Origin of the sequence: Serratia sp. NPDC087055, assembly GCF_044900985.1 — a bacterium.
Classification (GTDB): Bacteria; Pseudomonadota; Gammaproteobacteria; order Enterobacterales; family Enterobacteriaceae; genus Serratia.
Map to the genome: position 1 here is coordinate 447,535 of NZ_JBJDOG010000002.1, position 14,835 is coordinate 462,369.

Sequence of the window (14,835 nt, forward strand, 5' to 3'; positions counted from 1 at the left end):
GGAACTTCGGGTTATTAATATGTTCTGACTATGCACAAAGACCCTAATACTTTTGAACGACTTTATAAGAGACACACAGATGAAAAAAACCGTATTAGTCCTGAGCGCGCTGGCATTTAGCATTGGTATGGCGATGGGCCCGGTGACGGCCAGCGCTGCAGAAACCGCGTCCTCCAGTACCCAGCAACTGCCGAGTTTGGCACCGATGTTGGAGAAAGTGATGCCTTCGGTGGTGAGCATTAACGTCGAAGGCAGCACCACAGTGAATACACCGAAGATGCCGCAACAGTTCCAGCAGTTCTTTGGTGAGGATTCACCGTTCTGCCAGGATGGTTCCCCGTTCCAGGGTTCGCCGATGTGCCAGGGAGCTGGTGGTGAGCAGGGGGCTCCTGGTCAAGGCACTCAGCAAAAATTCCAGGCGTTGGGTGCTGGGGTGGTGATTGACGCCACTAAAGGCTACGTGGTGACCAACAACCATGTGGTGGACAACGCCAATAAAATTCAGGTTCAACTGAGCGACGGCCGTAAGTTTGACGCCAAGGTGATTGGTAAAGATCCTCGCTCTGATATTGCGTTGATCCAGCTGAAAGACTTTAAAAACCTGACGGCGATTAAAATGGCGGACTCGGACCAACTGCGTGTGGGTGATTATACCGTCGCGATCGGTAACCCGTACGGGCTTGGTGAAACAGCCACTTCTGGTATCGTTTCTGCCCTGGGCCGCAGTGGACTGAATATTGAGAACTACGAGAACTTTATCCAGACCGATGCGGCGATTAACCGCGGTAATTCCGGTGGCGCACTGGTTAATTTGAACGGCGAGCTGATCGGCATCAACACCGCGATTCTGGCGCCAGATGGCGGCAACATTGGTATTGGTTTCGCTATACCAAGCAACATGGTGAAAAACCTGACCGCGCAAATGGTTGAGTATGGCCAGGTGAAACGCGGTGAGTTGGGCATTATGGGTACCGAGCTGAACTCTGAACTGGCGAAAGCGATGAAAGTTGACGCGCAGCGCGGGGCATTTGTCAGCCAGGTAATGCCGAAGTCTTCTGCCGCCAAGGCGGGCATCAAGGCCGGTGACGTGATTGTTACCATGAACGGCAAAGCCATCTCCAGCTTCGCGTCATTCCGCGCGGAAATCGGGACTCTGCCGGTCGGCAGCAAAATGTCGCTGGGTATCATTCGCGACGGCAAACCGATTACCGTGGACGTCACGCTGGAACAAAGCACTCAAACGCAGGTTGAATCTGGCAACATCTACACCGGCATTGAAGGTGCCGAGTTGAGCAACGGCCAAACCGGTAGCCAGAAAGGCGTGAAAGTGGATAACGTTAAAGCCGGCAGTGCCGCAGCACGTATTGGCTTGAAAAAAGGCGACTTTATCCTCGGGGTTAATCAGCAGCCAATTCAGAACCTGGGTGAACTGCGTAAAATCCTCGACAGCAAACCTTCGGTGCTGGCACTGAACATCCTGCGCGGCGATACCACGTTGTATCTGTTGATGCAGTAATTGTTCGTTCTTCCTAAAAGGCACGCGACAGCGTGCCTTTTTTATTTCCGGTGCGCGTACAGTATCAAGCCAGATGAGTGCGCGCTGCCTGGCTGACCAACCCAATCTCATCCAACAGTTCCAGCCATTCCGGCTCTAACTCGTCATTGCTGACGCCCAGGCGTAGCTGCTGTTCGAGATAGAAACACAGATGTTTCAGACGCGGTACGCCGCTGTAACTGCAGCTGCCGTGCAGCTTGTGGATCAAATCGAGAATATTGTCGTCTGCTGCGCCGTCCAGCAGGGCTTGTACCCGTCCACTGACCTGGGGCAGGAAGTCGAGCAGCATCTGGAGTAGGTCGTGCGCCAGATCGGGCTTGTTCGCTGCCTGACGCAGTGCCAGGGGCCAATCGAGCGACTGCAGTGGGGCATCGGTTGATGCCAATGGTTCCGACTCATCACTGTGGTAGCGAGCTAATACGCGGGTGAGCATCGCTTCGTCAATCGGCTTGGCCAGATAGTCATCCATACCGGCCTGCAGCAGATGTTCGCGTTCACCGCTGACGGCATGGGCGGTGACGGCGACGATTGGCGTTGAATTGTGGTGTGGTAATTGACGGATCAGTTCGCTGGTGCGGATACCGTCGATATTTGGCATCTGAATATCCATCAGGATCAAATCCAGCACGTTGTCGCGTGCCAACACTAACGCTTCTTCTCCACTTTCACACAGCAGCGTTTTTTCCACTTGCTCAGCGAGCAGCGTACCGATCAGCTTCAGATTGGCTGGGTTGTCATCAACGGCCATTACGGTGAGAGGCAGACGTTTACGTTCCGGCAGCGCAGGCAGGCGCAGCGGGGCTTCCATACGCAGCAGTGGGAACAGACGGTTGCTGGTGATCGGCTTGATCAGGCAGCCGGCAGCGCCTTGCTGTTTGAGTTGTTCTGCGTTGATCTGCGACTGGCAAGGCAGTGCCAGAATCACACGATTGGCGATCTGCAGTGCTGCCAGCAGTTTGCTTTCGTGTTGTGCCATATTGTCGCGGAAAGGGATCGGCACCCCTACCAGCAGGAAATCGTAATTTTTCTTCGGCAATTGGGCGAGCGTCGGCGTATGGGTGATTACCAGGTTGGTGGCGCTCAACATATTGAGCGTTGCCTGAGCCGCCATCGGATTAGCTTCGATATACCCCAGCGTCTTGCCTTGCAGGTCCGGCAAATTTGTCGACAGCGACAGCATGCCCTCGTGCAGATCGAGTGTGATGTGGAACCAGAAGGTCGATCCGCGATTCAGTTGGCTGTGGAAGCAAATATCGCCCCCCATTTCTTTCACCAGCTTCTGGGTTATCACCAACCCCAGGCCGGTCCCACCGTGGCGGCGTGAAATACTGGCATCTGCTTGTCGGAACGCCTGGAACAATTGCGACTGTTGCCGTTCGGATATGCCAATTCCGGTGTCGTGGATTTGTACTTCCAGCTCGATCTGGCGATCTTGTTGGCTTCGCAGCTCGACGCGGATATCAATGTTGCCTGTTTCGGTAAATTTAATCGCGTTGCCGAGCAGGTTGGTAATGATTTGCTGCAAACGTAACGAATCGCCGATCACTTGTTCTGGCACGTCGTTGTGTACGTCGAGCGTGAGTTCCAGCCCTTTCTCATGGGCGCTAGGCGCCAGCAATACAATCACTTCATCCAGGGTCTCACGCAGTGAGAACGGAATATGTTCCAGCACCAGCTTGCCGGCCTCCAGTTTAGAGAAGTCCAGGACGTCGTTGATGATGGTCAGTAAGTTATTGGCCGAACGTTCAATGGTTTGCAGATAGTCGGTCTGCGTGACGCTCATTTCGGTTTTCAGCATCTGGCGGGTAAAGCCGATCACGCCATTGAGCGGGGTACGGAGCTCGTGCGACATGTTCGCCAAGAATTCGGATTTAATACGTGCCGCCTCCTGGGCGCGTTTCTTCGCCAGATCCAGTTCAACGTTTTGGATCTCCATCTGCTCCAGCGTCTCGCGCAGGTCGGAGGTGGCCTGATCGATGTTCTGTTGCATCTCCTCGTGATATGCGGTGAGCGACATTGCCATTGAGTTGATGCCGTTCTTTAGCATATGCAGTTCGCCGAGCATAAAGCCTTCGACGCGGCTGTCGAGCTGTCCACGGCGGATGCGGTCAACGGTATTGACCATATTGCGGATCGGGCCGGTGACGTCGCGCATCAGGCGGTAAGCAAACAAGATAGCGATGCACATACACAACAGCAGCAACAGGGTGGAGACAAACACCTCCTTGTATTGTTGTAGCCGGACTGATTGCAGATCCAGTTCGATCGCGACATACCCCAGACGGTTGTCCTGCTGAGGATCGTTATTGGCCGTTTGATCCGGATATTGGCTCTCTGCCAGGATTGGGGTGCGTAAGATCAGTGAGTCTCCGCGACGCGTTAACATCAGATCGGTGGGGATAGGAACCCCTTTCGGCAACTGCAATTGGGCAACGTTGTGATGGTAATTCGAGGTGACGAACAGGTTGTTCTGCGCGTCGAATACGGTAATGGAACGCACAATATCTGAATGCCGGCGGTGCAACAGGCTGACCAACTGCCTGACCGACTCACGGCTGCGGAACGTCATGCCGTACTCGCTGGCCACCGCCAAGGGTTCAATAATACTGGCACCGGCATCAACCAGCTGTTCTTGTAATTCATTGTAGCGATGTACTACGAAGAAGGTGCTGAGCAACAGACCAATCAACAGCGTTGGGGCCAGAATAAGGATCATCATGCGCGCCCGCAGGCTGTATTTGGTCATGGGAGTCCAATGTGGGAGAATTGCCGAACACAGCCTACTTTAAATGAACCGGCACTCAATCGACAAATATGGTGCAATTTATTTCGTCGCCAGCGCGAAAAACCGTGCAGAGAAGTGCCGTATGATCAGGTCGACGGACTACGCTTAGACTTCGGTCTGCGTGACTTTCTTCAGGAAAATAACAGCGTAAATCGGTAAAGGGGGGGGCGGGCCCTTGAATGGCTCAGGATTCAACCCAATGATCGGGTATTGGATCTGTCCCTGCGGCATGGGCAATTTTATCCTGCCGCTGGCGTGATGCGCTGCTGTGGTGGGCATAGAAGGTGTTGCCACACCGGTAGCGAATGGGCAATATAATGCACATAAGAAAAGGCTGAGTAACGCCTGCTTCTTCCTCGATAATGGGGACGAAGACATTGAGCAGCAACCTTGGGCAGCACAAGGATTTTATAAGGTGATGCTGGAACTGGCCCGTGCGGGTGCGGTCAGCATGATGTCACATATTGTAAAACTGGCGCCAGAGCGGGAGGTTTACGTTTTCTGTATCCTTACTGTGCGGGCATGCGACAGCACTGGCTGCTGAGCGCCGGTTATCGTCTTGCGCGTGTGCGGATGTTGGATAGGTTTCCGCATACGGGGCATCTTGAGTCAATGGCGCTGTTTATTAACGGTTCTGCGCCAGAGGTCGCTGCAAAGTAGGGAGAGGTTATGGTTGCGGTAAGAAGTGCACATCTGAACACGGCTGGTGAATTTGCTCTCGACGAGTGGATTGCCAGCTTGGGGCTACCTAACCCGCAGTCATGTGAGCGATTAGCCGCAACCTGGCGCTACTGTGAGCAACAAACCCAGAACCATCCTAACGCGTCACTGTTACTGTGGCGCGGGTTGGAAATGGTTGAAATCCTGTCGACCCTGAGCATGGACAACGACAGCATGCGCGCCGCGCTGCTGTTCCCGTTGGTGGATGCCGGCATTGTTCAAGAAGATACCCTGACCGAAGAGTTCGGTAAGGGCATTACCTATCTGGTACATGGCGTACGCGATATGGACGCTATTCGCCAGTTGAAAGCTACCCAAAACGACTCGATGGCCTCCGAGCAGGTCGATAACGTGCGTCGCATGTTATTGGCGATGGTGGAGGATTTCCGCTGCGTGGTGATCAAGCTTGCGGAGCGTATCGCCCACCTGCGAGAAGTGAAAGACGCGCCGGAAGACGAACGCGTGCTGGCAGCCAAAGAGTGTTCGAATATCTACGCTCCTCTGGCCAATCGGCTCGGTATCGGGCAACTGAAATGGGAACTGGAAGATTTCTGCTTCCGCTACTTGCACCCGGACGAATACAAACGCATCGCCAAGCTGCTGCATGAACGCCGTATCGATCGCGAGCAGTTTATTGATGACTTTGTTGCTTCGCTGCGCAGTGCGATGGGCGACGAAGGCGTTAAGGCGGACATTTACGGTCGACCAAAACATATTTACAGCATCTGGCGCAAGATGCAGAAAAAAGCGCTGGCGTTTGACGAGCTGTTTGATGTGCGCGCAGTGCGCGTGGTGGTCGAACGTTTACAGGACTGTTATGCGGCCTTGGGGATTGTACATACCCATTTCCGCCATTTGCCGGATGAGTTCGACGACTATGTGGCAAACCCGAAACCCAACGGCTATCAATCGATCCACACCGTGGTCCTGGGGCCACGCGGCAAGACGCTTGAGATCCAGATCCGTACCCGTCAGATGCATGAAGATGCTGAACTGGGCGTGGCCGCACACTGGAAATACAAAGAAGGCGCGGTCGCGACGGTACGTTCCGGTTATGAGGAGCGCATTGCCTGGTTGCGGAAACTGATCGCCTGGCAGGAAGAGATGGCGGACTCCGGCGAGATGCTCGACGAAGTGCGCAGCCAGGTGTTCGACGATCGGGTTTATGTGTTTACCCCGAAAGGCGATGTGGTGGATCTGCCAGCCGGTTCCACACCGCTCGACTTTGCTTACCATATTCACAGTGATGTCGGCCACCGTTGTATCGGTGCCAAAATAGGCGGCCGTATCGTGCCGTTCACCTATCAGTTACGGATGGGTGATCAGATTGAAATCATCACTCAGAAGCAACCAAACCCAAGCCGTGACTGGCTGAACCCTAACCTGGGTTACGTCACAACCAGCCGCGGACGCTCCAAGATCCACAACTGGTTCCGTAAGCAGGATCGCGACAAGAATATTTTGGCTGGTCGCCAGATGCTGGACAGTGAGCTGGAGCACCTGGGTATCAGCCTGAAAGAGGCCGAGAAGCTGCTGATCCCGCGTTACAACATGAATTCACTGGATGAAATCTTGGCGGCGATTGGCGGTGGAGATATTCGCCTGAATCAGATGGTGAACTTCCTGCAAGGCAAGTTCAACAAGCCAAGTGCTGAGGAACAGGATCGCGAAGCGCTGCGTCAGTTGGTTCAGCATAAAGCCCCGCCAGCGACGCGCAGCAAAGACAATGGCCGGGTAGTGGTAGAAGGGGTCGGCAATCTGATGCACCACATTGCCCGCTGTTGCCAGCCGATCCCGGGTGACGATATTGTCGGTTTTATCACCCAGGGGCGCGGCATATCCATTCACCGTGCGGACTGTGATCAACTGGTTGATCTGCAATCGCACGCGCCAGAACGTATTGTGGATGCGGTGTGGGGGGAAAGCTACTCCAGCGGTTACTCGCTGGTGGTGCGCGTGATGGCTAACGATCGCAGCGGTTTGTTGCGTGATATCACCACCATTTTGGCCAACGAAAAGGTTAACGTACTGGGCGTAGCCAGCCGGAGCGACACCAAAAAGCAGTTGGCAACCATCGACATGGACATCGAGATTTACAACCAGCAGGTGCTGGGCCGGGTGCTTGCAAAGCTCAATCAGCTGCCGGACGTGATAGACGCCAAACGCCTGCACGGCAGCTAAATCCCCTGCGTCTTTCGCGCCGCATCGTTGTTGGCCAAGCTCCTTGGCCTCCGTTATTGTAGGGGCGGATATATTCGCCCCGATTGACTCGGGCACGAGCATGCAGCGCCCTTTCATGCTCGTGCCCGTCCTTTTTCCAGAGATGCCAATATGACCCAATCTTCTCCGTTGCAACGCTTGCTGAACATCATGAAAACGCTGCGCGATCCGCAGGCCGGCTGCCCATGGGACCGTAAGCAAACCTTCGCCACCATTGCCCCTTACACGCTGGAAGAAACTTACGAAGTGCTGGATGCCATTGAGCGTCAGGACTATAGCGATCTGCGTGACGAACTGGGCGACCTGCTATTCCAGGTGGTGTTTTACGCCCAAATGGGCCAGGAGCAGGGGCTGTTTGACTTCGATGAGGTATGCAATGCCATCAGCGACAAGCTGGAACGCCGCCATCCGCATATCTTTGGCGAGGCTGATGCACAGGATAGCGAAGCCGTTGCGGCGCGCTGGGAGCTGCTGAAGGCCGGTGAACGTGCCGAGAAAGAGCTGCATTCGGCGCTGGATGATATTCCGCAGGCGCTGCCTGCGTTGATGAAAGCGCATAAAATTCAAAAGCGCTGCGCCGCGGTTGGGTTCGACTGGCATACGATTGGCCCGGTGCTGGACAAAGTATACGAAGAGATCGACGAAGTGATGCATGAAGCCCAGCAGGCAGTGGTCGATGAACAGAAGCTGGAAGAAGAAATCGGCGACCTGTTATTCGCCACGGTGAATTTATCACGCCATCTTGGTCACAAGGCCGAAAACGCACTGCAGGCGGCCAATCGCAAGTTCGAGCGCCGTTTCCGTCAGGTAGAAGAGATCGTTAAACAGCGCGGGCTGGAAATGGGTGAAGCGACGCTGGAGCAAATGGAAGAGGCGTGGCAGCAGGTTAAACGTCAGGAAAACTAATCCACAACAGTGCTGTCCTATGATTATCGCAATGTTGATCGGCGACAAGGTTCATTCAAGCTGAAACGGTTAAGCTTTGTGTCATACTATGCTGAACCATGACATACCAGCAATAAAACGCCAACAAACTGAATTCTAAGGCGTTTTATTGTTGTGAAAGGGCGTTAAAATGAATTTTTCCATGCTAACTCATTGTTTTAAAAAGGCAGCTGATCGTGGGCTGATAGATTAAACCCGGATGAACTCCTGATGGTGACAGAGATGATGGACAGTAAAACGATCGTTTGTAGGTCTGAAGAGGTTCGGGTATACTACTTTCCCGTCTTGGTTCTTCCATCGTCTTTAAACCTAAACTCTCAGGTTCAGCATGACAACTAATTATATTTTTGTGACCGGCGGGGTCGTATCCTCTCTGGGTAAAGGCATTGCCGCAGCCTCTCTGGCGGCTATTCTTGAAGCCCGTGGCCTCAACGTTACCATCATGAAACTGGACCCGTACATCAACGTGGATCCGGGCACCATGAGCCCGATTCAGCATGGGGAAGTTTTCGTCACCGAAGACGGCGCAGAAACCGATCTGGATTTGGGTCACTACGAGCGCTACATCCGTACCAAAATGTCGCGCCGCAACAACTTCACCACGGGTCGCATTTACTCCGACGTTCTGCGCAAAGAACGCCGTGGCGACTATCTGGGTGCAACCGTGCAGGTTATTCCGCATATCACCAACGCGATCAAAGAACGCATCCTCGAAGGTGGCGAAGGCCATGACGTGGTGTTGGTGGAAATCGGCGGTACCGTGGGCGATATCGAATCGCTGCCATTCCTGGAAGCCATTCGTCAGATGGCTGTGGAAGTGGGCCGTGAACACACGCTGTACATGCACCTGACGCTGGTGCCGTATATGGCTGCTGCCGGTGAAGTGAAAACCAAACCGACTCAGCATTCCGTAAAAGAGCTGCTTTCCATCGGTATTCAGCCTGATGTGCTGATTTGCCGTTCCGATCGCGCAGTTCCTGCTAATGAACGTGCAAAAATTGCACTTTTCTGTAACGTGCCGGAAAAAGCCGTTATCTCCCTGAAAGACGTTGATTCTATTTATAAAATCCCAGGCCTCTTGAAATCTCAGGGTCTTGATGATTATATTTGTAAACGATTCAGCCTCAACGCGCCGGAAGCGAACCTGGCCGAATGGGAACAGGTTATTTACGAAGAAGCCAATCCAGGCGGCGAAGTGACCATTGGTATGGTCGGCAAATATGTCGAACTGCCAGATGCCTATAAGTCGGTGATTGAAGCCCTGAAACACGGTGGCCTGAAAAATCGTCTGACTGTGAACATCAAGCTGATCGATTCGCAGGATGTTGAAACCCGCGGCGTAGAAGTGCTGAAAGGTCTGGATGCTATCCTGATCCCAGGTGGTTTCGGTTACCGTGGTGTGGAAGGCAAGGTGATGACCGCGCGTTATGCGCGTGAGAACAACATCCCTTACCTGGGCATCTGTCTGGGTATGCAAGTGGCACTGATGGAGTTCGCCCGCAATGTTGTGGGTATGGAGAACGCCAACTCAACCGAGTTTGTGCCAGACTGTAAGTATCCGGTGGTGGCGTTGATCACCGAGTGGCGTGATGAAGACGGCAACGTCGAAGTGCGTACTGAAGAAAGCGATTTGGGTGGCACGATGCGTGTCGGTGGTCAGCAATGCCACCTGACCGACAACAGCCTGGTACGCCAGATGTACGGCGAGCCAACCATTGTTGAACGCCATCGTCACCGTTATGAAGTTAACAACATGCTGTTGAAGCAAATCGAAGCCGCCGGGCTGTTGGTTGCCGGCCGTTCTGCAGACAACAAGCTGGTTGAGATTATCGAACTGCCGAATCATCCATGGTTCGTCGCTTGTCAGTTCCACCCGGAATTTACTTCGACGCCGCGTGATGGTCATCCGTTGTTCGCCGGCTTTGTGAAGGCCGCTGGTGAGTATCAGAAGCGCCAGGTGAAATAAAATATTTGGTAGGCGGCGCGCGGCATGTCTACCCAAAATAATTGGCGTTGCATCAAGGTGGCAAGAGAGTGAATCCCGAATCACTGACACAAGTGAGTGATTCGGGTGAATGAACGTAGCCAACACCGATGCAGCTTCAAGTATGAAGGGTATACCGCGCGCTGTTTGTCTGGAGTTTTAGTTTAACTTGTACTGAGGAAAACCTAATGTCCAAAATCGTTAAAGTCATCGGTCGTGAAATCATCGACTCCCGCGGTAACCCGACTGTTGAAGCCGAAGTGCATCTGGAAGGCGGTTTCGTAGGTCTGGCTGCTGCGCCGTCAGGTGCTTCTACCGGTTCCCGTGAAGCACTGGAACTGCGTGACGGTGACAAGTCTCGTTTCCTGGGTAAAGGCGTACTGAAAGCCGTTGCTGCAGTAAATGGCCCGATTGCTCAGGCAGTACTGGGTAAAGACGCCAAAGACCAGGCTAACATCGATAAAATCATGATCGACCTGGACGGCACTGAAAACAAATCCCAATTCGGTGCTAACGCCATTCTGGCGGTTTCCCTGGCTGCGGCTAAAGCGGCTGCGGCTTCCAAAGGTATGCCACTGTATGAGCACATCGCTGAGCTGAACGGCACCCCAGGCAAATTCTCTATGCCACTGCCTATGATGAACATCATCAACGGCGGCGAGCACGCTGACAACAACGTCGACATTCAGGAATTCATGATTCAGCCGGTTGGCGCGAAAACCCTGAAAGAAGCGGTACGTATCGGTTCTGAAGTGTTCCATCACCTGGCGAAAGTACTGAAAGCCAAAGGCATGAACACTGCAGTAGGCGACGAAGGCGGCTATGCGCCAAACCTGGGTTCTAATGCCGAAGCGCTGGCTGTTATCGCTGAAGCGGTAAAAGCGGCAGGCTACGAACTGGGTAAAGACGTTACCCTGGCGATGGACTGTGCAGCCTCTGAGTTCTACAAAGACGGCAAATATGTGCTGGCTGGCGAAGGCAACAAAGCCTTCACTTCCGAAGAGTTCACTCACTTCCTGGAAGACCTGACCAAGCAATATCCAATCGTGTCTATCGAAGACGGCCTGGACGAATCTGACTGGGATGGTTTCGCATACCAGACCAAAGTGCTGGGCGACAAAATCCAGCTGGTTGGTGACGATCTGTTCGTAACCAACACCAAGATCCTGAAAGAAGGCATCGAGAAAGGCATCGCTAACTCCATCCTGATCAAATTCAACCAGATCGGTTCCCTGACCGAAACTCTGGCTGCTATCAAGATGGCTAAAGACGCAGGTTACACCGCGGTGATCTCTCACCGTTCAGGTGAAACTGAAGACGCAACCATCGCTGACCTGGCGGTTGGTACTGCGGCTGGCCAGATCAAAACCGGTTCTATGAGCCGTTCTGACCGCGTTGCTAAATACAACCAACTGATCCGTATCGAAGAAGCGCTGGGTTCACGCGCGCCGTTCAATGGCCTGAAAGAAGTTAAAGGTCAGTAATTACGGTTTGGTTCGTTGCTAAATAAAAACCCGCTACGGCGGGTTTTTTTATCACTGATTATTTACATGAGTGATAGTGAGTTATTTATTGTTTATAAATTAATACACACTTATAGTTTTATAACTTGATGTATTAATTATAGTAATAAAACTCCTATTTATATATTCCATTTTTCATTGCTTTATATCCTTTCGTTACTAGACTGCCAGTAAGGCAGAAAAATAAAACCCGTATTCCTGCCTCCGTTCGTTTCCCCATAAGATTGCCGACCCGTAAGCCGGCTAGGCGAGGGCTTGATGCGAAAAAGAATAGTGATTGTTGGTGGCGGTACCGGAGGGACCATATTGGCCAATTTATTGGCTGTTAAATTACACCGGGAGATCTTGAATAATAAAGTCGAGTTATTAATGATCTCGGACTCTCCCGTCCATTATTATAAGCCCGCTTTTATGTATGTGGCCTTCAACGCTTTTTTTAAACAGGAATTAATCCGTTCTCAGCAGAGCCTGCTGTGCCCGGAAATTAAGTTTATTGTTGATAAAGCGGAGCGGTTTGATTTATCTCAGCGCGTGATTCATACCCGTAGCGACAAACAGTACCCGTATGATTTTTTGGTTTTTGCTACTGGTTGTCTGCCTTGGCCGGAGCGTATCGAGGGGCTGGCGCAGGCAGGGGATCATTTTTACCAGTATCAGGCCGCCCGGCAGTTGGCACAAAAACTGTCGAGCATTGAAAAAGGGCGGATTTTTATCACAGTTTCTTTCCCCGAAACGCCCAATGTGCCGCACCAATGCGGTATTGCGCCGATAGAAACCACCCTGATGCTTGATGATTACCTACGTCGGCGAGGAGTACGCAAGGCGGTTGAGATTGTTTATACCTATCCCAGCGTCTCACAGTTGCTGCGTAACTGCCTGTTTCTGCAGCGCCCAACGGCAGAGGCTTTGCCCGGTATCTTCGCGGCGCGCGATATCCGCCATCAGCGCGGGTTTACTCTTAGTCACGTAGATGCACAGCAGAAAATCGCTTATTCCGCCGAGGGTGAGCAGCAGCCGTTCGATATTTTGATGGCTACCCCACCCATCCGCGCAGTAGAAGCGGTGCGCAATACTGGCCTGAGTGAAGGTAACAATGGAGAGGGCTGGTTGCCGACCGATCACCAAACGCTGCAGGTCTATGGTCAGCAGGGGGTTTATGTCATCGGCGATACGGTAGATCTGCCGGTTAGCAAGGCCGGAGGTTCCTGCCACAATCAGGCTCCCGTCATTGCCGACAATATCGTGGCGGAACTGAGACTGGGCCAGACAGTCAGCCACTACGACGGCAAAGTGCAGGCCATTGCCCAAATGGGGCTGCAGGCCGGGATGCCGCTAGTTTACGACTATCGGCACGATGTGCTGCCGACGCCCTCAACCAAAGTGGGCGGCATGCTGCGCAATGGCTTTAATCGCGGGCTCTACTGGGCGACGGTACGCGGACTGATATAACGGAGGGCCTATGAACGCATCTGAACATGAACCCTTGGCAGCATTGCTGGACAAGTTGCAACCGTTGCTGGACGGTGGGCGGCTCGATAACGCGGTCGACCTGCTGTCGCTGCTGTCTGATCTAGTGGATATCGCCGATAATGCGCTGGTGGAGAAATTGGCCGGCGTCTTTGAAGGCTTGGTCGCTGCGGGATGGGAGGGCGGAATGGCGCTTAAGATGGCGCATACCGAGTTGCAGTTGGATCCGTCACCCGTCAATTTTCGTGCGCTGTACGCTTTGTTGCGACAGCCAGATACTTTGCTGGGCCTGCTGCTGGTGCTGCGCACATTACAAATCATCGGCCAGCGTATAAGCAGCAGTGCACTGCCTACGGATGTTTGATCGCGCTAAGCGTCATTGCTTTCATTCACTCAGATAAGGAGTTGTTATGTCTGCCACCTTCAGGCAAGCCTTTGCAACACGCGCTATCCATCACGGTTACGATCCTCAGCAGTATCTGGGAGCACTTTGTCCTCCGGTGTTTATGAGCTCGACCTTTACCTTTCCGACGGCAGAATATGGCGGTGCTTGCTTTGACGGCAGCGAGCCGGGGTATTTTTATTCACGCATCGCCAACCCGATCCTCAACTTGCTGGAACAGCGAATAGCCAATCTGGAAGGCGGGGAAGCGGCGGTGGCGTTTGCCTCCGGTATGGGGGCGATTACCGCCTGCTGCTGGACGCTGCTCAATCCGGGTGATGAGCTGATAGTCGATGAGACCATTTACGGTTGTACCTTCAGCTACTTTCATCATGGATTGGCGCGCTACGGCGTAAAAATCACCCATGTCGACCTAACCCGTCCGGAGCGGTTGGCGGCGGCGATAGGTCCAGGCACACGCATGGTGTATTGCGAAACGCCAGCCAACCCGAATATGCGTTTGGTCAACATTACCGCGGTGGCTGAGATTGCTCACCGCCACAAGGCGCTGTTACTGGTGGATAACACCTATTGTACGCCGTATCTGCAACGGCCGTTGGAATTGGGGGCGGACATTGTGGTGCATTCGGCCACAAAATACATTGGCGGGCACGGAGATCTGCTGGCCGGGCTGGTGGTGACGCGTCAAGATTTGGCGCAGGATATCCGTTTAGTCGGACTCAAAGACATGAACGGTGCAGTGTTGTCGGCCCAGGACGCCGCATTGCTGCTGCGCGGGTTGAAAACCCTGCCGCTGCGTATGGAACGCCATTGCGATAACGCCCAATGGCTGGCGGAAATGTTGATGCAGCATTCGTCGGTAGAGCGCGTCTATTATCCCGGTCTGGAGGATTTCCCCCAATATGAGTTGGCACAGCGTCAAATGGCTCGACCGGGCGGCATGCTGGCATTTGAATTAAAAGGCGGTATGGCTGCGGGGATCCGCTTCCTCAATGCGCTGCGTTTGATCTTGCGTGCGGTCAGCCTGGGGGGGTTGTGAGTCGCTGGCGCAGCATCCTGCCAGCATGACCCACTCGGCCTACAACCCGGAAGAGCGTCAGCGCCATCATATTAGCGACGGACTGATACGTTTATCCGCTGGGCTGGAAGATCTTAATGATCTTCAGGCGGATATCCGTCAGGCCTTGGCGTTGATCTGATGATAAAACCCGCTGATGCGGGTTTTATCATGGT

The 14,835-nt window shown here is 53.4% G+C and carries 8 protein-coding genes and 2 pseudogenes; 9 read left to right on the plus strand and 1 reads right to left on the minus strand.

Annotated elements, in window-relative coordinates; genetic code table 11:
* The first annotated feature begins 79 nt into the window (after positions 1-79).
* Complete coding sequence (gene degP / locus ACI2J2_RS15835) at positions 80-1,516, plus strand: serine endoprotease DegP (RefSeq protein ID WP_209635140.1); 1,437 nt, start codon at positions 80-82, stop codon at positions 1,514-1,516.
* A gap of 64 nt (positions 1,517-1,580) precedes the next feature.
* Here degP and barA read toward each other — a convergent pair whose 3' ends face one another.
* Positions 1,581-4,301, minus strand: coding sequence for a two-component sensor histidine kinase BarA (barA, locus tag ACI2J2_RS15840; RefSeq protein WP_209635142.1), 2,721 nt, complete (start codon positions 4,299-4,301; stop codon positions 1,581-1,583).
* Positions 4,302-4,397: 96 nt separating this feature from the next.
* Here barA and rumA point away from each other — a divergent pair.
* The 8 genes and pseudogenes from rumA to ACI2J2_RS15880 all read left to right on the plus strand — a co-directional run.
* A pseudogene (gene rumA, locus ACI2J2_RS15845) lies at positions 4,398-5,000 on the plus strand (23S rRNA (uracil(1939)-C(5))-methyltransferase RlmD); the annotation flags it as partial.
* Between the two features lie 9 nt (positions 5,001-5,009).
* Complete coding sequence (gene relA / locus ACI2J2_RS15850; protein WP_037425654.1) at positions 5,010-7,241, plus strand: GTP diphosphokinase; 2,232 nt, start codon at positions 5,010-5,012, stop codon at positions 7,239-7,241.
* Positions 7,242-7,391: 150 nt separating this feature from the next.
* On the plus strand, positions 7,392-8,186 hold the full coding sequence (gene mazG, locus ACI2J2_RS15855) for a nucleoside triphosphate pyrophosphohydrolase (protein WP_209635146.1): 795 nt from the start codon (positions 7,392-7,394) through the stop codon (positions 8,184-8,186).
* Positions 8,187-8,553: 367 nt separating this feature from the next.
* Positions 8,554-10,191, plus strand: coding sequence for a glutamine hydrolyzing CTP synthase (gene pyrG, locus ACI2J2_RS15860; protein WP_209635148.1), 1,638 nt, complete (start codon positions 8,554-8,556; stop codon positions 10,189-10,191).
* A gap of 206 nt (positions 10,192-10,397) precedes the next feature.
* Positions 10,398-11,693 carry a phosphopyruvate hydratase gene (gene eno, locus ACI2J2_RS15865; RefSeq protein WP_209635150.1) on the plus strand — a complete coding sequence of 432 codons (1,296 nt, stop codon included), beginning with the start codon at positions 10,398-10,400 and terminating at the stop codon, positions 11,691-11,693.
* Between the two features lie 297 nt (positions 11,694-11,990).
* Positions 11,991-13,181, plus strand: a complete 1,191-nt coding sequence (locus ACI2J2_RS15870; RefSeq protein ID WP_404760418.1) for an FAD/NAD(P)-binding oxidoreductase — start codon at positions 11,991-11,993, stop codon at positions 13,179-13,181.
* 10 nt (positions 13,182-13,191) lie between these two features.
* On the plus strand, positions 13,192-13,563 hold the full coding sequence (locus tag ACI2J2_RS15875; RefSeq protein WP_209635153.1) for a hypothetical protein: 372 nt from the start codon (positions 13,192-13,194) through the stop codon (positions 13,561-13,563).
* A gap of 46 nt (positions 13,564-13,609) precedes the next feature.
* A pseudogene (locus ACI2J2_RS15880) lies at positions 13,610-14,801 on the plus strand (methionine gamma-lyase).
* The last annotated feature ends 34 nt before the right edge of the window (positions 14,802-14,835 follow it).

Coding starts and splice junctions, on each gene's coding strand:
- degP (WP_209635140.1), top strand. CDS start 80: ATGAAAAAAACCGTATTAGTCCTGAGCGCGCTGGCATTTAGCATTGGT.
- barA (WP_209635142.1), bottom strand. CDS start 4,301: ATGACCAAATACAGCCTGCGGGCGCGCATGATGATCCTTATTCTGGCC.
- relA (WP_037425654.1), top strand. CDS start 5,010: ATGGTTGCGGTAAGAAGTGCACATCTGAACACGGCTGGTGAATTTGCT.
- mazG (WP_209635146.1), top strand. CDS start 7,392: ATGACCCAATCTTCTCCGTTGCAACGCTTGCTGAACATCATGAAAACG.
- pyrG (WP_209635148.1), top strand. CDS start 8,554: ATGACAACTAATTATATTTTTGTGACCGGCGGGGTCGTATCCTCTCTG.
- eno (WP_209635150.1), top strand. CDS start 10,398: ATGTCCAAAATCGTTAAAGTCATCGGTCGTGAAATCATCGACTCCCGC.
- ACI2J2_RS15870 (WP_404760418.1), top strand. CDS start 11,991: ATGCGAAAAAGAATAGTGATTGTTGGTGGCGGTACCGGAGGGACCATA.
- ACI2J2_RS15875 (WP_209635153.1), top strand. CDS start 13,192: ATGAACGCATCTGAACATGAACCCTTGGCAGCATTGCTGGACAAGTTG.